We start from the raw sequence: 17,617 nt of genomic DNA on the forward strand, positions 1-17,617 counted from the left end.
CGGAGCCGTCGCGGGGGCCGCGGCCACGCCCAGCGGCGCGGACAGCGCCCCGGCCCGCGCGGCGAGGAAGTCCGCCGCGGCCGGGCCCACCGCGTGGTGCAGCGCGGCGATGGTGGTGGTGGCGGAGCGCAGCACCGCGACCTGTCCGGCCATGAACATGCCGTCGGAGAGCTGGCGTTGCTCGTCGGCTTGGGTCAACCGGCCGTCGGGGCCGCGTTCCAGGCCCTTGCTGGCGATCCGCAGCCGCCCCACGTTCAGCCGCTCCAGCCGCTCCCACAGCTCCCGGTCGGGCACGCCCTCGTCCCGCAGCCGCTCCTTGAGGGCACGATAGCTCTCGGTGAAGGGGCTGGGCACACAGCGCGTCGCGTGGCCGGGGGCGGTCTCCAGCAGCGCGGTGTGCTCGGCGGCCAGCACTTGGCGCTGGAAGAGGGGTTGCACGGCGCCGTGGGCGACGGCCTCCTCGGTGAAGAGGTACGCGGTACCCATCAGCGGCCCCGCGGCGACGCCGCGCCGGGTCAGCGGGGCGGCGAGCGCGGCCACCATCGCGGCGGACCGTTCGTCGTGCACCCCACCGGCGAAGTAGACCTCGATGCCCGCGCCGTCGGCCCGGTGCGCGGGGGCGTCGAGGAAGTCCTCGATGACGGCGATCTGGGCCTCCCACAGCGGGAAGCTCGCGCGCGGTCCCACATGGCCGCCGCACTCGGAGCCCTCGAAGACGAACCGCCGCGCCCCGCCCTCCAGGAACTGGCGCAGCAGTCCGGGCGAGGGCACATGCAGATAGGTGGTGATGCCGTCCTGCTCCAGCGCGGCGGCCTGGGACGGCCGTCCGCCCGCGATGATGGCGTGGCTCGGGCGGATCTCCCGTACGGCCTCCAGCTGGGCGCTTCTGATCTCCTCCGGGGCGAAGCCGAGGACGCCCACCCCCCACGGGCGCCCGGTCAGCGCGGCCGCGGCCTCCTCCAGCAGGGTGCGCGCCTGCTCGCGTCCGGCCAGGGCGAGCGCGATGAACGGCAGCGCGCCGTCCGCCGCGACGGCGGAGGCGAACCCCGCCTGGTCGCTGACCCGCGTCATCGGGCCCTGAGCGACGGGCAGTTGGAACGCGGGCGCCTGCGCGGCGTCCTGGCTGGCGTCCCGTACGACGCCCCGGATGGCGTCGGTGATACCCCGGACGGCGCGGCCGACGTCCCGCCGGCGTGCGGCGAAGCGCGCCGCGAGGAAGCCGTCCTGACCCACCGTCAGAGGCGGCCCGGGGTACAGGGAGCGCACCCGCGGGCGCAACGCGCGGTGCCCGTCGACAACGGTGGTCTCCGATCCGTCCATCGGCCGGAGCAGCGCAGCACGGTCCTCGGGGAGCCCCGATTCGGCGAGCAGGGCCAGCTGGGTGTCCAGGACGACCCCGGTCGCGCCCCCGATGACCGCCGCGGCGGCGGTGCGCGGGCCGATGCCGCCGCAGGCCCACACCGGTACGGACACCCCGGGGTCGGCCAACAGCCGCTGGAGCAGGACGAAGGTGCTCAGTTCACCCACCGGCCCGCCGCATTCGCTGCCGCGGGCGATCAGCCCGTGCGCCCCGGCCCGGACCGCTTCGAGGGCCTGGTCGAGGTCGGTGACCTCGACCAGCACGCGATGACGGCCGACGACGGCGTCGAGGGGCCAGGGCGCGCCCGCACCGAGGATCACGGTGTGCGGCCCGGGCCCGCCGCCGCCCCCCGGGGGTCCGGTGTCCGGTGGTGCCGCGTACCGCAGGTCCGCGGGCGTCAGGGGGCAGCCTGCCGCCACGCGCACCCCGTACCGCCCGTCGGCGACCCAGTCGTTGACGCGTTCCCACGCGTCCAGTGCCGTGCGGCGCGTCGTTCCCAGGTCGAGGACGCCGAGGCCACCCGCGCGGCTGACCGCCGCGGCGAGTCGGGGGTCCGGTTCCCCGAACGGAGTGATGCCTATAACCAGATCGCCAGGATACGCAACGGATGACATGTTTTCTCCGTATAAATCGCTGTAGCCGCGAAAGGGAGATAATTCTGACATGCACGTCTAACGTACGGCTTGCGCCTTTTACACAAAACGACGCGGAGGCGAAATTAGCGATCCGGTTACTGAGCCGTCAACAAGTTGCGAGCGCCGTACCTGCCAGGACGGGCTGGATCTCGCCATAGGTGGGGAGATCGACCGCGGCGCCACCCCTCTCTTCCTTTGTTAAATATTGATGTACCTTTCGTGAGCTGGGGCGGAAGAGAGCGTGCCACCGGCGTCCCTTGTGCCCCTCGAATACACCATTTACCCAGCGGGAGTCCCGCTGGGTAAACCGCTCGAGCGCGCCGATCGAACCCAATCGGCGGAGCACGTTCCGGATTCTGAATTACGCGCACACGTGACGCATCGCCGGAAAGTGCGGCCGGAATCAGCCCGCGGACGCAACCGCTCAGCTTCCCGGCCGGGCCCAGCCCGCGTCGTCCGCCGAGAGACGGTGGGCCACAACGGCGGTGACGGCGAGCAGCGTCACGGCCGGGCCCAGGGTGGCGGCGAGACCCCAGCGCAGAAACAGCCAGGCGCCGGTGAGGGCTCCGAGGAACATCGCGAGGACGGACAGCATGCGGCGGGCCGTGCCGCCGGTGCCCCCGGCGGTGGTGGAGTCGGCGGCGAGGCCGGTCAGGGTCAGGGTGAGCACGGTGGTCGTCAGATCGGGGACGCCCAGGTGTCGTACGACCGCGTTCTGGAGCCCCATGCCCAGGCCGAGCAGCACGATCAGGGCGTAACGGACGCCCGTGGCGACCTCGCCCCCGGGGATGAGCGCCGATACGGCGGTGGCGGCCGCGACCAGGGCCGTCTGGGTGCCGGTGGTGACGGCGAGCAGCCGCCCGCGGTGGGCGGGCAGCCGGGCGCCGACGCGGCCCCCGGCGAGCGCGCCGGTGAGGAAGGAGCCGAGGGACACGAGGGCGGCCGGGGCGGACAGGCCCGGGGCGCCCGCGAGGGCGAAGCCGAGGAAGACCACATTGCCGGTCATGTTGGCGACGAAGACATGGCCGAGCCCCAGATAGCTCACCGCGTCGACCAGCCCCGTCACCACGGTCAGCGTCAGCAGCAGTGGCGGCAGCGGGCCGTGGCGGTCCGTCGCGGACGGCCCCAGGGTGCGGGCGGCGTCCCTCAGCAGTCTGCGCATCCTCAACGTCCGTTCCTCGGCAGTCGGTCCACCGGTGGCGGCGCCATCGCCGCCACCGGTGTGAGAGGGGCGCTCAGCCGGCAGCGTGTTCGCCGAGCATGGACTGGGCGTACAGCACGCCGAGGCCGTAGGCACCCGCGTGCTCCTTCACCACCTCCGTGACCGGGCCGTACGTCGCCGTGCGGGCCCAGTCGCGCTGGAGCTCCAGCAGGACCTGCACCCAGGTGACGGGGACGGCACCGGCCTGCACCATGCGCTGGACGGCGTGCTCGTGGGCCTGCGGGGTGACGCCGCCGGACGCGTCGGTGACCACGTACACCTCGTAGCCCTGGGCGATGGCGGACAGCACGGGCAGGACGAGGCACACCTCGGTCCACAGCCCGGAGATGACGAGCTTCGTGCGGCCGGTCGCCTTGACGGCCTCGACGAACGCCACGTCCTCCCAGGCGTTCATCGAGGTGCGGTCGATGACCTTCTGGTCGGGGAAGACGTCCGCGAGCGGCGGGAGGAGCGGGCCCGAGAAGGTCTCGGCGGCGACGGTGCTCAGCACCACCGGCACGTCGAACACCTTGGCCGCCTTCGCCAGGCCCACGGTGGAGTTGATGATCGTGGTGCGGTCGTGGCTGCCGGTGCCGAAGAACATCTGCGGCTGGTGGTCGATGAACAGCATCACCGCGTTGTCCGGGGTGAGCAGGGCGGGGCCGGGGGTGGCGGTGACCTCGGCGATGTCGACCATGATGGGGCCCTTTCTGTGGAGACCTCTGGGGGGGTGGTGTGCTCGCGTGGTGCGCGAAGGTGGCGGGCCCCGAGTGGTGCCTCTGCCACTCACAGCACGAAGCAGCTGTCGAACGCCGGGGCGTGGTCCTCGGGGAGCGCGCCGCGACGGACGCGCCACTGCCGGTGCTGCTCCGACTCGGCGACCGCCTGGCCGAGCAACTCCGCCTGGCGGGCGCCGGAGCCGCCCGGTGTGCCGGTGGCCTGATAGCCGCCGACGTGTGCCACCGGGCTCCACTCCGGGCTGACTGCGGGGATGTCCTCGTCCAGGCCCTCGTACTCGGCGGCGGCGTACACGATGCGGCCGCCGACGATGGTCAGCACCGACTCGATGTGCGGGATGTCCTGCTCGGCCACGGTGAAGTAGTCGTCGGACAGGATCGCCAGGTCGCCGTAGAAGCCCGGCCGCAGGCTGCCCTTGACCCCGTCCTCACCGGTCAGCCGGGCCCCGGCCCGGGTGTACATCGCGAGCGCGGTCTCCCGGCCGACCCGGTTCTGCGGGGGCCGCAGGGCCAGGTCGCCGACGGAACGGCCGGAGACCAGCCAGTGCAGGGCGACCCACGGGTTGTACGAGGACACCCGGGTGGCATCGGTTCCGGCGCCGACGGTCAGCCCCCGGCCGAGCATGGCCGCGAGCGGCGGCGCGTCGGCCGCGGCGCCCGCGCCGTACCGCCGCAGGAACGCCTCGCCCTGGAACGACAGCCGGTTCTGCACGGACAGCGCCCCGCCGAGCGCCGCGATGCGGTCGAGGCTGTCCGGGGAGACGGTTTCCGCGTGGTCGAACAGCCATCGGTTCCCGGCCGGGAACAGGCCCTCCACGGCGAGCTTTTCGAAGACGGCGAGGTCGCGCCGGATGGTCTCGTCGTAGGTGGCGTGCAGCCGGAAGCCCCAGCCGTTCTCCATGAGCAGGCGCACGGCCTTCTCGAACGCGGCCTCGTAGTCGCCGGTGAGCTGCGGGCGGGGCTGGGCGAAGTTCTCGAAGTCGGCCGCGGCCCAGGTCAGGTTCTCCCCCGCGCCGTTGAGCCGCAGCCACGCGTCCCCGTCCCCGGGGCGCACCATCTCGATCCAGCGGGTCAGGTCCTCGATCTCCTGGCCCGCGGTCTGCGGGAACAGGTGGTAGGCGATGCGCAGGGACAGCAGGCCGTCCTCCGCCAGCTCGGTCACCGTGCCGTAGTCGCCGGGGAAGTTCTGGAACCCTCCGGCGGCGTCGATCGCCGAGGTCAGCCCGAATCGGTTCAGCTCGCGCAGGAAGTGGCGGGTGGAGGTCTTCTTGTCCGCGCCGTGCAGCGTCGGAGCCTTGGCCAGGGTCGAGTAGAGGACCAGGGCGCCGGGTGCGGCCAGCAGCAGGCCCGTCGGCTCCCCGTCCCGGCCCCGCACGATCTGCCCGCCCTTGGGGTCGGGGGTGTCCTTGGTGAACCCGGCGGCCTTGAGGGCGGCCCGGTTCAGCAGCGCCGACTGGTAGAGGTGCAGCACGAACACCGGGGTGTCCGGGGCGGCGGCGTTGAGTTCGGCGACGGTCGGCGGTCTCCGTTCGGCGAACTGCTCGGCGGACCACCCTCCCACCACCCGCACCCACTGGCCCTTCGGGGTGCGCGCGGCCTGGTCCCGCAGCATGGCCAGGCCCTGGCGCAGCGAGGGGACGCCGTCCCAGCGCAGTTCCAGGACGTAGTTGAGCCCGCCGCGGATGACATGCAGATGGGTGTCGTTGAGCCCGGGGACGACCCGGCGGCCCAGCGCGTCGACCACGCGGGTCCTCGCGCCCAGGTACGGGGCGATGGAGGCGTCGTCCCCGACCGCCCGCACCACGCCGTCGCGGATGGCCACCGCACCGGCCTGCGGGCGTGCCGCGTCCTGGGTGTACACCTTCGCATTACGGACGATCACGTCCGCGGCCTCGTCGTCGGTGGCGACAGGAACGAGCCCGCCGACCGGCATCGTGGTCACCTCGGCACCCTCCGGGAGCAGTGTGGCTACGGCGGCCGAACCGCGCGACCACCTGGTGTCCGGAACGCTAGGGCGGCCCGGTCCCGGCGCGTTGTCCGCCAGCGCACGGGGTGTTTCCCCTGCGCGCACGGTGGTGTTCGCGAAGGGTCAGGCGAGTCCCCGTTCGCGGTTGCGGTCGCGCATCCGGGCGCGGACTCCTTCGGCCTCGTCGGGCCTGCCCAGCTCGGTGAAGAGCGTGATGGCCTGCTGCCAGGAGTCCCGGGCGGTGGCGTGCTCCCCCGTCGCATGGTGGGTGTCTCCGAGGCGGGTGAGCGTGTCGGCTTCCTGGTACGGCACGCCGAGTTCGCGGTACACGGTGAGGGCGTTGTGGAAGCCGATGACCGCCTGCTTGTACTGGCCGAGGTGGTGGTGTGCGTGGCCGATGCTGTCCCAGGTGGCGGCCTCGCCGTAGCGGTCGCCGGTTTCCCGCATCATGACGAGGGCCTGCTCGCAGTGGGTGAGGGCCTGGTCGTACCGCCCCAGCTGGGACAGATACCAGCCCACCGCGTTGAGGACCCGGGCCTCGGCGGCGCGTCGGCCCGCCGCCCGGAAGAGCTCCAGCGCCCGCTGGTTGTGGGCGAGTGCCGCGGTGAGGTCGCCCTGCTGGTCGGAGGTCCAGCCCAGGCTGCGGTGGGTGTTGGCGAGCCGGACGGTGTCGCCCAGCCGGTCGAACGCCTCGGCGGCCCGGTCGAGGCGGGCCCGCGCCTCGGCGTAGTGTCCGAGCCTGCCGTCGACCCGGGCGAGGGAACGTGCCGCGAAGGCCTGCCACTCCGGGTCGGCCAGCCGGTGTGCCGCGTCCAGCGCGGCGCGCTGGGCGGTGTGCCAGTCGCGCCAGTGGCCGCGCCGGTCGAAGAACGCCTCCAGGGCCCAGGCCAGTTGGCAGAGGTGGGCGTCGAACCCGGACGCGGCTGCCCGTTCCATCGCGGGGAGCAGCCCGGTGTACTCGGCGGTGAGCCAGTCCAGGGCCTGTTGGTCGTCGGTGAGGGTTTCGGGTGTGACACCGGGCAGCGCCGGGCCCGGCGGTATGAGATCGGTGTCCGGGGACAGCAGCAGTGCGGCCGGGTGCGCGGTGTGGACGTAGTGGTCGAGCATCCGGTGCAGCGCGGAGCGGCGGGTGGCGTCGGTGTCGTGGTCCTCGACGAGTTCGGTGGCGTACGCGCGCACCAGGTCGTGGAAGGTGTAGCGGCCCCAGCTGTGTTCGGTGAGGAGGTGGGCCCGGGTGAGCTCGGCCAGCAGGGTACGGGTGCGGCGCAGGGGAAGGCCGGTGAGGCTCGCCGCCGCGGCGGCGGTGAGGTCCGGCCCCGGGTGCAGGGCCAGCAGCCGGAAGGCGCGGGCCGACTCGGGGGTCAGGGCGTCGTAGGACCAGGAGAACGCGGCGCGGGCGTCGATGGCGCTCCCGGTGTCGGCGAAGGCGTCGAGGCTGCCGTGGGTGCGGCGGAGTTCGGCGGCGACGGCGGCCAGCGGGAAGCCGGGGTGGAGGGCGGCGCGGGCGGCGACTATGGCGAGCGCCAGCGGGAGCCTGCCGCACAGCTCGATGATGTCCGCCACGGCCCGGGGCTCGGCGGCCGCCCGCTCGGGGCCGATCCGCCGCACCAGCGAGGCGCGGGCGTCATCGACGGGCGGCAGGTGCAGGGGCACCGGCACGGCCCCGTCCGAGGCGACCAGGCCGGGCAGCTGGCTGCGGCTGGTGACGAGGGCCAGACAGCCGGGGCTGCCGGGGAGCAGCGGACGGACCTGGTCGTGGTCCCGGGCGTTGTCCAGCAGGACGAGGACGCGCCGGTCGGCGAGCAGGCTGCGGTACAGCGCGGCCTGGGCGTCCAGTCCGGTGGGCAGGTGCTGCGGGGGCACGCCCAGGGCGTGCAGCATCCCGGCGACGGCCTCCGCGGGCTGGGTGGGTGGCCCGCCGGGGTCGAAGCCGCGCAGGTTGAGGTACAGCTGTCCGTCGGGGAACCGGTCGGCGATACGGTGCGCCCAGTGCACCGCCAGCGCGCTCTTCCCGACTCCCGCCATGCCGCTGATCATGACGACGGTGGCGGCGCGGGTTTCCGGTGACCCGGTGGGCTGGCCGGTGGTGGGCTGTCCGGTGGCGCCGGCCTGCCGCCTGCCGGTGGGCTGACCCGGTCCGGTGGACTGTCCCGAGCCGGTCGGCTGTCCGGTGCCGCCCGTCTGCCGCGTCCTGGCGGGCTGCCCGGCACCGGTCGGCTGCCCGGTGCCGGTGGGCTCCTCCGTGCCCGCAAGCAGGCCCAGTAGCTGGGTGAGTTCCGCGTGACGGCCCGCGAACACCGCCAGGTCGGCGGGCAGTTGGGCGGGGCGCACCCATGGCGGTCGGGCCGCGCCGGGCGTGGTGTCCCGGGCGGCGGGGCCGGTCACCTGCCGGTGGGCCGCGCGCAGTTCCGGGCCCGGCGGGACGTCCAGGTCCTCGGCCAGCCGGGCGTGGATGGCGTCGTAAACGGCCAGGGCCTGTGCCCGGTGGCCCGAGGCGGCCAGGGCCAGGACGAGCCGGGCGTGCAGCGGCTCGTTCAGCGGGTCGAGGGCGACGCCCTGGCGGAGCAGTGCGACCACGCGGTCCGCCCGTGCGCAGCGCAGCGCCACGTCGGCGGCCTCGGCCACGGTGTCCAGGTGCTCGCGGTCCAGGCCGCCGAACACCGGATGGCTGCGCACCTGCTCCGGGACGCCCGTGGCGACCGGGCCCCGCCAGAGGGCCAGGGCGTCCGTGAACAGCTCCAGCGCCGCGTCGAGTTGGCCGCCGTCGGCGGCCTGTCGTGCCCGGTGCGCGAGGTCGCGGTGGCGCAGCAGATCCACCGAGTCCGGCACCACCATCAGCCGGTAGCCGCCCGCTTCGCGCAGCAGCAGGCTGCCCGGCGCCCGGGGCGACAGCTCCGGCTCCAGCAGCCGCCGCAGCAGGCCGACGTACCGGTGGACCACGTTCACGGCGGTGGCCGGAGGCCGCTCCGCCCACAGGACGTCGACGATCTCGCTCAGCCGCAGGTGTTCCCCGGCCCGTACCAGGAGCAGGCCCAGCAGCGCCCGCTGCTGGGGAACCCCCAGGTCCAGCTCGGTCGTGGACCGCCAGGCGCGCATCGGCCCCAGGATCTCGAACCGCAGGAACTCACTTGCCGGGGGCACCGGTCCCCGACGTCCCCCCGTTTTCACTCTTCTTTCACCGCACGAACCTACGCTCTCCACACCCGACCGCGAACGGTACCCGAGGAGGACTGTGTGGTGTACAAGAATGCGCCAGTGGGTGGGAATTGAGCGGCAGCCCGCCTGCCGAGCGCAGGTTATCCGCCCGGCACTCCCTGCATTGCCCGGTGACGCTTCCGCCGGGCGACAAACCGGCGCACTGGAGCAGCGCCGTATCGCACACCTTTCTCTCCGTCGACATGCGTTTGGAAAGGCCGGATCAATGGTCGGCCCGCATCACGGCGGAAGGGCTCGGCCCCATGCAGACAGCCTCGATCGAGTCTGATCCGCTCACGATTTCCCGCGATCCGGGACACATTCTCGCGGACGGCCGTGACTGTCTGATGGCCCGTCTCCAGGAGGACGGAACCTCCACGGTCCATCAGGACGGCCGGACGGAATCGCTTCTCCCCGGGGCCATGGCCTTTTACGACGCCTCGCGCCCCTTCACCCTGGTCATGCCGGAGGCGTACCGGGCCAAGGTTCTCGTACTGCCGCGCCGGGCGCTGGGGCTCTCCGAACCCGAGCTCGCCCAGCTTGTCGCGCGGCCCATCCAGGCCGATACGGCGCTGTCGGCCATGCTGCTGCCCATCATTTCCCGGCTCGCGGACGGCGCCGGTCCCCACCCGTGGCCCATCCGGCGGCAGATCGCCCGCACCCTGCTGGATCTGCTGGCCACCCTCGCGACGGGCGCCCTCGACACGCTCGGCACGCGCGCCATGGAGGACCGGCGCGCCGGTGCGGACCGCGCGCATCTGGCGCGCGTTCACGCGTTCATCAACAAACACCTGGCGGATTCCGGGCTTTCACCGGAAACGATCGCGCGGCATCACGCAATATCCGTGCGTTATCTGCACAAGCTCTTCCAGGAACACGGCACCACGGTCGGCCGGTGGATCCGACAGCGACGGCTGGAGGAATGCCGGAAAGAGCTGGCGCGCGGCTGCCGGTCGAGCCGTACGGTCGCCGCCGTGGCCCAGCACTGGGGATTCATCAGCCCGGCCCATTTCAGCCGGGTCTTCCGGGCCGCCTATGGAATGTCTCCCCGCGAATGGCAGGCGCTGTGGCGGGAGCCGGTGGGCGCGGCCCATGAGCGGGCCCGCGACCGAGCCCGCAACCACGCGGGGGAACGCGCGAGTGAACGCGTCGGTGACCGCGCGGATGAACGGCGTACCCACGCCGCGACCCTCGTGGCCCCGGGCGGTGCGCTGATGGACGACAAGCCGTGCGCCCCTGGTCAAGGCGGGGCGCGGCGCCGCGCCTAGCGTCCTGCCGACGGATCTCCGTGGCGGGACACGACCCGCACCTTCCCCTTCGCCGCCCGGGACCACTCTGTCTGGTTTCCACCGGCGTACGACACGACACCACACGTCAGGAGTGACGCATGTCCGACGGCAGCAGGCCGGTTCAGCCGGTGTTGGAACCGGCGGCGGCCGCCTTCGCGGAGGCGACCGCCAACCCGCCGTACCTGTTCGACCTCGCCCCGGCCGAGGGCCGCAAGGCCGTCGACGAGGTGCAGTCCGGCGAGATCGGCAAGCCGGATGTCGACGAGGAGTGGATCACCGTCACCGGCGGTCCCACCGGCGGCGTCCGGGTCCGTATCGTCAGACCGGCCGGTGCCACCGGGACGCTGCCGGTGGTCCTCTACATCCACGGCGCGGGCTGGGTGTTCGGCAACGCCCACACCCACGACCGCCTGGTGCGCGAACTCGCCGTCGGCGCGGACGCCGCCGTGGTGTTCCCCGAGTACGACCTCTCCCCCGAGGCCCGCTACCCGGTCGCCATCGAGCAGAACTACGCCGTCGCCCGGTGGATCGTCCAGGACGGAGCGAGTAAGGGTCTGGACGGCACCCGGCTGGCCGTGGCCGGGGACTCGGTCGGCGGCAACATGTCCGCCGCCCTGACCCTGATGGCCAAGGAGCGCGGCGATGTGTCCCTGCTCCAGCAGGTGCTGTTCTACCCGGTCACGGACGCGGGCTTCGACACCGGTTCGTACCACCAGTTCGCGACGGGCTACTTCCTGCGCCGCGACGGCATGCGCTGGTTCTGGGACCAGTACACCACCGACGAGGGCGAACGCGCCGAGATCACCGCCTCCCCGCTGCGGGCCACCACCGAGCAGCTCACCGGGCTGCCCGCCGCCCTCGTCATCACCGCGGAAGCCGATGTCCTGCGCGACGAGGGCGAGGCATACGCGAACAAGCTGCGCGCGGCAGGCGTGCCCGTCACCGCGGTGCGCTTCCAGGGCATCATCCACGACTTCGTCATGCTCAACGCGCTGCGCGGCACGCATGCCGCGCAGGCGGCCATCACGCTCGCCGCGGACACGCTGCGCACCGCGCTGCACCCCTAGCGTCGGCGGTGGCTCCCGCCACCGCCGTCAGCAGCGCGGCGACGGCGAACGCGAGCCCGCGAGGCCGAACGCGATGACCATGCCGGTCATGAGCACCTGGAGTCCGCCGCGAGCGGGAACGCCGCGAGGCTCGCCGCCAGCAGCCCCATGCCCCCGCAGAGGGTGCGCATCAGGTTGCGGTCGGCGAGCCGCCCGCCCAGCACACTGCCGCACACCGTGCCCAGCCCGAAGAGGACCAGCAGGACGGGAACGGCCGCCGCCGAGTAGCCCGTGACGTCCGTCAGCAGCGGCGCGATGTACGAGTAGCAGCCGAACAGCGCGGCCTGACTGAGCCCGGTCGTCGCCAGCCCCAGCCACACCCTGCCCCGCCGGAAGGCGGCCAACTCGCCCTGGATGCCAGCCCCTTCGGCGGAACGATGGCGCGGCACCAGGGCGATGACGCCGATCAGCCCGATCAGCGCGAGGCCGTTCACGCCCCAGAACGGGGCCCGCCACCCCCAGTGCTGGCCGACGACGCGCCCAGCGGCACCCCGGCGATGGTGGCGACGGTGAGCCCGCCGAACATGATCGCGACGGCCCTCGCCCGCTTGGACGGCGGCACCAGATCCGCCGCCACCACCGCGCCGATGCCGAAGAACGCGCTCTGGACGACCGCGGTGAGCACACGGGCGGCCAGGAGGACGCGGTAGCTCTGCGCGGTCGCGGCCAGGACCTGCCCGGCCAGGAAGACCACGAGCAACGCCACGAGCGTGGCCTTCTTGGGCAGCCGGATGGCTCGTCACGCTAACCGAGCGCTGACTGATCGGTCCAGAAAGACGGTCGACATCCCCTCGGAATACCCGACAGACCCCATCAACTCACACAGTCTTTGTTGACCGATCGGTCAACAAAGACCTAGGTTGCGGACATGACGAGACAGCGCGGCTTCGCGGAAGACGAGGCTTTGCTCAAGATCATGCGGTTGTTCTGGGCGAAGGGTTACGAGGCGACCTCGGTCGCCGACCTGTGTGAGGTGACCGGCCTGGGGCGCGGCTCGCTCTACGCGGCCTTCGGCAGCAAGCAGGAGGCGTACGAGCGATCGCTGCGCCACTACGTCGACGTCGTCAACCGCCACCTGCGAGACCAGCTGTCCCGTCAGGTACCGGTCCGGCAGGCGGTGCGGGACCTGCTGCTGGAGCGGGTCGACGACTCGCTGACGGAGCGGGACCGCCCGGGCTGCCTCCTCGTGGGCGCGATTGTGGAACGGGCGGCGCACGACCCGATGGCGGCCCGCATCGCCCAGGACGCGCTCAACGCGACCCGGTCGGCCTTCGCCTCGGCGCTGCACAGCGCCCGGGCCGCGGGCCAGGTCCAGTACGAGACTGACGTGGAGAGCATCGCCGCGTTCCTCACCACGATGGTGCAGGGGCTGCGCGTGATGAGTGTGTCGCTGCCGGACCGGAAGCTGCTCGCGTCGGTCATCGACGCGGCGCTCGAAGCACTCCCCGAATAGGCAAGGAGCCACCCCATGAAGACCGCTGTGGTGACCGGCGCGAGCAAGGGCATCGGGCTGGCGGTGACCCGCGCGCTCGAAGCGGACGGCATACGCGTCACCGGTGCCGCCCGCACCATCACGCCGGAGCTGAAGGAGGCCGCCTCGTCGACGGTGTCCGTCGACCTGGCCACTCCCGACGGTCCGGCGGAGCTGATCCGGCAGGCGCAGGCGGAGCTGGGCGGGATCGACGTCCTGGTCAACAACGTCGGCGCGTTCTCCCCGAGGACGGATGGCTTCGCGGCCATCGACGACGCCGAGTGGCAGCACACCTTCGAGCTGAACTTCTTCGGCGTCGTCCGCACCATCCGCGCCGCCCTCCCTTCCCTGACGGGGCGTCAAGGCGCCGTCATCAACGTGTCCTCCGCGCGGGCGCGCGGCCCGCAGCCCCCGACGGTGGACTACGGCGCGGCGAAGGCGGCGCTCACCAATCTGAGCAAGGCGCTGTCGATGGAGCTGGGACCGAAGGGCGTCCGGGTGAACACCGTCTCCCCCGGACCGACGCGCACCCCCGCCTGGCTGGACGCCGATGGGTTCGGGGCGGGCCTGGCCGCCGCCTCCGGCAAGACCCTCGATGAGTTCCTCGAGGCGTTCCCCGGCGCCGCCGGGCTCACCACCGGGCGGCTCACCGAGCCGGAAGAGGTGGCCGAGGTGGTGCGGATGCTCGCCTCCGGCCGCACCCGGGCCATCAACGGCGCCGATCTCGTGGTCGACGGCGGTCAGCTCAAGACCGTTTAGGCAACGCCCCGCGGATCAGAGGGCGTTGACGAGGGCCACGTAGACGGCGGTGCCGATGCCGACGCTCAGGATCGTGCGGCGGCCACAGGCGAGGTGAACGCCCACGGTGGCGGCCACGGCGAGCAGCGCGTACGGCGTGGCGCGCGGTTCGGCGGCGACGCTGCCGTGCAGGGCGGTCACCGCGAGGATCGCGAGGATGCCCACCGGCATCCACGCCGACAGCTGCCGCACGATCGGCGAGGTCCGCAGGGTGCGCAGCACCGCGAAGGGCACGGCCCGCAGCGCGAGGGTGATCGTGAAGACGATCGCGAGGACGGCGACCAGGTACGACGTGCTAGGCATCGGCGGCCTCCTCGGCGACACGGCGGGCGGGGCAGCGGGGGTTGAGCGCGTGGCGGGCCAGCAGCAGGGCGACGAACAGCAGCAGCGCGGTGAACAGCGCGACGCCCGGGGTGAGGACGAGGGCGACCGTGACGCTGGCCCCGGCCAGCAGCACGGAGGGCACCTCATGACGTGAGCGGAACGCGTCCAGGGTGAGCACGGTGAACAGGGCGCACAGCGCGAACTCCAGGCCCTTGATCGGCCCGGGCAGGGCCGCCCCCAGGGCGACACCGATCAGCCCACCGCCGACCCAGTAGACCTCGCAGGCGATCTGCATCGCCAGCATGCGGGGTGCGGAGCGTTCCGCCTCGGGCAGGGAGGCGTTGACGGCGTACGCCTCGTCGATCATCGCGTAGACGGCGTACGCCTTCGCGAACGGGCTCCTGACCAGGTGGAGGGGGAACGAGAACGCGTAGAACACATGCCGGAAGTTGACCACCAGGACGGTCAGCGCGATGGAGGCCAGGGGCGTGACGGCGGCCACCATGCCCACCAGCAGCAGTTCCAGGGACCCGGCGAACGCGGACAGGGACAGCGCGGGGGCCAGCCACCACGGCAGACCGGCCTGGATGACCAGCAGGCCGAGCGCGATGCCCAGCGGGAAGATCCCGAGCCCGGCCGAGAAGGAATCGCGCACCCCCGCGGCGATGCGTTGCTTATCGGTGGCGGGGGCGGGATCCGGCAGGGGATCCGGCGCTGTCATCTGGGTGGGAACGTCGTGTCGCACCCGCTCATCGTCTCGCGGAAAGCGCGCCATGTGGTTGCGAATATTGCTGGGTGAACCTCCGATCGTGCAATCTTTATGCCATGGACGCCATGGACCGAGCAATCATCGCCGAGCTGGAGCGTGACGGGCGGCTGACCAACGTCGAGCTGGCCCGTCGGGTCGGGCTCACCACCGGGCCGTGCCTGCGGCGGGTGCAGCGGCTGGAGGCCGACGGGGTCATCTGCGGCTACCGGGCCGTCATCGACCCCGCCGCCGTGGGGCGCTCCTTCGAGGTGCTGCTCGACGTCAGCCTCGACTCCCAGGACGCGGAGACCACCGGACACTTCGAGCGGACGCTCACCCAGGCCGAGGAGGTCGTCGAGCTGCGCCGGCTGTTCAGCACCCCCGACTTCTTCGTGCGCGTGGCCGTGGCCGACCTGACCGCCTACGAGGCGTTCCTCAGCCAGCACGTCATGACGATCCCGCGGGTCAAGAACGTCACCTCCCACTTCACCATGAAGACCATCAAACCGGCCCCGTAGCGCCGATGGCCTCTTCGAGGGCGTGGCCGAGGGAGAAGAGCCGCTCCAGCCGGTCCGGGTGTCCGATGAGCTGGAGCCCCAGGGGCATGCCCCGGCCGTCCCGGTGGCCCGGCACGGTCAGGGCGGGCAGGCCCAGGAGTTGCCACGGGCGGCTCAGGACCGGTGAGCCGGTGGCCGTCAGCCCCTCGGGGGCGGGGCCGGGGGCGGCAGGGCCGAGTACGGCGTCCACGTCGCCGAGCAGGGCCAGCGTCTCGGTGCGCGCGCGCTCCGCGACGGACAGCGCGTGGCGGTAGTCCGCGGCCGTGGTGGCGCGGCCCCGCGCGAGGAGTTCGTTCAAGGGCGCGCTCAGCCGCTCCGGCTGCGTGGCCTCGGTGGCCAGGGCGCGGGCGGCCTCGTAGGCCATGACCGTGGCGTGTGCCTCGGCGAGCCGGGGTGTCCGCGCGGCCCAGTCGACGTCCACGAGCGCCGCGCCGTCCGCCACCGCCCGGTCGGCCGTGTGCTTCAGGGCCGCTCGCATGGTGTCCGCCACCTCGGCCAGTTCGGTGCCCGGCCACACCGCGAGCCTCGGGCGCGCGGGGGGTTCGGGCGGGCCGGGACGCCGGTCCGCGCCGGTCAGGGCCAGATACGCGAGGCGCAGATCGGCGACGGTCGGGGTGAGCAGCCCGACCGCGTCGAGACTGTGGGACAGGCCCGCGAAACCCGTCGTGTCGAGCGGTCCGCCGACGGGTGCCACGAAGCCCGCGACACCGCAGTACGCGGCGGGCCGGGTCAGCGAACCTGCGGTCTGGCTGCCGAGCGCGAGGGGCACCACGCCCGCCGCCACGGCGGCCGCGGACCCGCTGGAGGAGCCGCCGGGCGTATGCGCGAGGTGGTGCGGATTCCGGGTGGGGCCGGGGGCGAAGTAGGCGAACTCGGTGGTGACCGTCTTGCCCAGGGGAATCGCCCCGAGTTCCCGGAGCCGGGCGACCAACGGCGCGTCGGAGGCGGCCACCCGGCCCCGTCGCAGGGGCGAGCCGCATTCGGTCGGCAGGCCGCGGACGTCGATGATGTCCTTGACCCCGAACGGGACGCCGCGCAGGAGCCCGCCCGGTCCGCCCGGTGGCGCCGTGTCGAGCCGCCGGGCGGCGCCCAGTGCACCGTCCCGGTCCACCCGCACCCACGCCCGGATGTCGGGCTCGGCGGCGTCGAGGCGTTCCAGGGCGCCGCCCACCGCCTCGCCCGCGCTCAGCCCGCCCTCGGCCACCCGCGCGACCAGGGCGGACAGAGCCGTCGTTTCGTGCCGTGGTTGCGGCATCGGTGTACTTCCCTCCCAGCGGGTTACAGCTCCAGTACGAGACGGGCGGTCCGGGCCCGGGACACACAGGTGGCGATCTGGTCGCCGGCCTCCTTCTCCTTCCGGGTCAGGCAGTTGTCGCGGTGGTCCGGTACCCCGTCGAGCACAGGGAGCACACAGGTGCCGCAGATGCCCTCACGGCAGGACGTGTCGACCTCGATGCCGCCCTCCGCCAGCACGTCGACGATGCTCCGCCCGGGCGGAACGGTGAACACCTCGCCGGTGTCCAGTTCCACGTCGAACGCGTCCCCGGCCTCGGCCGCCGGTTCCAGGGGCTGGAAGTGTTCGACGTGGACCTGCTCTTCGGGCAGTGAGCGGGTCGCCACCTCCACGACGCGCTGCATGAACTCCTTGGGGCCGCACGTATAGACATGGGTCGCGGGGTCGGCGTCCGCCAGCGCGTGCGCCAGCAGCCCGGGCTGTGCGTCCCGGCCGAGCCCGAAGTGGAACTCCACGTCGGCGGCGAACTCGGCACTCTCCAGGAGCGGGACGAACGCCGCCCCCTCCCGGCTGGAGGCGAAGTAGTGCAGCCGGAACGGCGCGCCGGTACGGCGGAGTTGGTACGCCATGCTGAGCAGCGGCGTGATCCCGATACCGGCCGCGACCAGCACGTGGCGGGCCGCCCCGGGCTCGATGCGGAAGAGGTTCCGGGGTTCGCTGACGACGAGTTCGTCACCGGCCGCGACCTGGTCGTGGAGCGCCGAGGACCCGCCCCGGGAACACTCCTCCCGCTTGACGGCGATCACATAGGCGCCGTCGTCGGGCGGCCCGCACAGCGAGTACTGCCGGGTGATGCCGCTCGGACCCAGGACGTCCACGTGCGCCCCCGCCTCGTACGGGGCGAACGGGCGGCCGTCGCTGCGCCGCAGCCGGAAACACTTCACCGCGCCGGTCTCGGCCGTGATCTCGCTGACCGTGGCCCTGATCATCGTGTGC

The 17,617-nt window shown here is 72.8% G+C and carries 14 protein-coding genes and 1 pseudogene; 5 read left to right on the top strand and 10 right to left on the bottom strand.

Annotated features, from left to right (window positions below; genetic code table 11):
- The 5 genes from EEJ42_RS49285 to EEJ42_RS54090 all read right to left on the bottom strand — a co-directional run.
- The coding region (locus EEJ42_RS49285) for a nitronate monooxygenase (protein WP_184503637.1) at positions 1–1,974 on the bottom strand (1,974 nt) is incomplete at its 3' end.
- 445 nt (positions 1,975–2,419) lie between these two features.
- Positions 2,420–3,157, bottom strand: coding sequence for a YoaK family protein (locus EEJ42_RS49290; RefSeq protein ID WP_123108656.1), 738 nt, complete (start codon positions 3,155–3,157; stop codon positions 2,420–2,422).
- 73 nt (positions 3,158–3,230) lie between these two features.
- Positions 3,231–3,893 (bottom strand): hydrolase, encoded by a 663-nt coding sequence (locus tag EEJ42_RS49295; protein ID WP_123108657.1) that lies wholly within the window; start codon positions 3,891–3,893, stop codon positions 3,231–3,233.
- A gap of 89 nt (positions 3,894–3,982) precedes the next feature.
- Complete coding sequence (locus EEJ42_RS49300; RefSeq protein ID WP_184503639.1) at positions 3,983–5,866, bottom strand: amidohydrolase; 1,884 nt, start codon at positions 5,864–5,866, stop codon at positions 3,983–3,985.
- A 156-nt stretch (positions 5,867–6,022) separates the two neighbouring features.
- A complete protein-coding gene (locus tag EEJ42_RS54090; protein ID WP_281291702.1) occupies positions 6,023–9,040 on the bottom strand; it encodes an AfsR/SARP family transcriptional regulator in 3,018 nt (1,005 codons plus the stop codon).
- A gap of 125 nt (positions 9,041–9,165) precedes the next feature.
- On the opposite strand from EEJ42_RS54090, the gene EEJ42_RS49310 reads away from it, so the two are divergent.
- Positions 9,166–10,362 (top strand): helix-turn-helix domain-containing protein, encoded by a 1,197-nt coding sequence (locus EEJ42_RS49310; RefSeq protein ID WP_148082249.1) that lies wholly within the window; start codon positions 9,166–9,168, stop codon positions 10,360–10,362.
- Between the two features lie 119 nt (positions 10,363–10,481).
- Positions 10,482–11,450, top strand: a complete 969-nt coding sequence (locus EEJ42_RS49315; RefSeq protein ID WP_123108660.1) for an alpha/beta hydrolase — start codon at positions 10,482–10,484, stop codon at positions 11,448–11,450.
- A gap of 86 nt (positions 11,451–11,536) precedes the next feature.
- Here the strand turns inward: EEJ42_RS49315 and EEJ42_RS54840 are convergent.
- Positions 11,537–12,195 (bottom strand): annotated as a pseudogene (locus EEJ42_RS54840) (MFS transporter).
- A gap of 162 nt (positions 12,196–12,357) precedes the next feature.
- Here EEJ42_RS54840 and EEJ42_RS49325 point away from each other — a divergent pair.
- Complete coding sequence (locus tag EEJ42_RS49325; RefSeq protein WP_123108662.1) at positions 12,358–12,942, top strand: TetR/AcrR family transcriptional regulator; 585 nt, start codon at positions 12,358–12,360, stop codon at positions 12,940–12,942.
- A 15-nt stretch (positions 12,943–12,957) separates the two neighbouring features.
- A complete protein-coding gene (locus EEJ42_RS49330) occupies positions 12,958–13,719 on the top strand; it encodes an SDR family oxidoreductase (RefSeq protein ID WP_123108663.1) in 762 nt (253 codons plus the stop codon).
- Positions 13,720–13,734: 15 nt separating this feature from the next.
- On the opposite strand, the gene EEJ42_RS49335 is transcribed toward EEJ42_RS49330, so the two are convergent.
- Entirely contained in the window at positions 13,735–14,061 is a 327-nt protein-coding gene (locus tag EEJ42_RS49335) for a branched-chain amino acid transporter permease (RefSeq protein WP_123108664.1), read from the bottom strand.
- Complete coding sequence (locus tag EEJ42_RS49340) at positions 14,054–14,827, bottom strand: AzlC family ABC transporter permease (protein WP_246098050.1); 774 nt, start codon at positions 14,825–14,827, stop codon at positions 14,054–14,056. Before EEJ42_RS49340 ends, EEJ42_RS49335 begins: the two co-directional genes overlap by 8 nt.
- An 80-nt stretch (positions 14,828–14,907) precedes the next feature.
- Between EEJ42_RS49340 and EEJ42_RS49345 the strand changes: the two genes are divergently transcribed.
- A complete protein-coding gene (locus EEJ42_RS49345) occupies positions 14,908–15,348 on the top strand; it encodes an Lrp/AsnC family transcriptional regulator (RefSeq protein WP_123108666.1) in 441 nt (146 codons plus the stop codon).
- Here the strand turns inward: EEJ42_RS49345 and EEJ42_RS49350 are convergent.
- Both EEJ42_RS49350 and EEJ42_RS49355 read right to left on the bottom strand, forming a co-directional pair.
- Positions 15,332–16,642: an amidase gene (locus tag EEJ42_RS49350; RefSeq protein WP_246098052.1), complete on the bottom strand. Its 1,311-nt coding sequence runs from the start codon at positions 16,640–16,642 to the stop codon at positions 15,332–15,334. The genes EEJ42_RS49345 and EEJ42_RS49350 overlap by 17 nt on opposite strands.
- Positions 16,643–16,665: 23 nt before the next feature.
- The gene (locus tag EEJ42_RS49355) at positions 16,666–17,610 is read right to left on the bottom strand and encodes a PDR/VanB family oxidoreductase (protein ID WP_123108668.1); all 945 of its coding nucleotides are present in this window, start codon (positions 17,608–17,610) and stop codon (positions 16,666–16,668) included.
- Between the last annotated feature and the right edge of the window lie 7 nt (positions 17,611–17,617).

This window comes from Streptomyces botrytidirepellens, from assembly GCF_003721215.1.
Classification (GTDB): domain Bacteria; phylum Actinomycetota; class Actinomycetes; order Streptomycetales; family Streptomycetaceae; genus Streptomyces; species Streptomyces himastatinicus.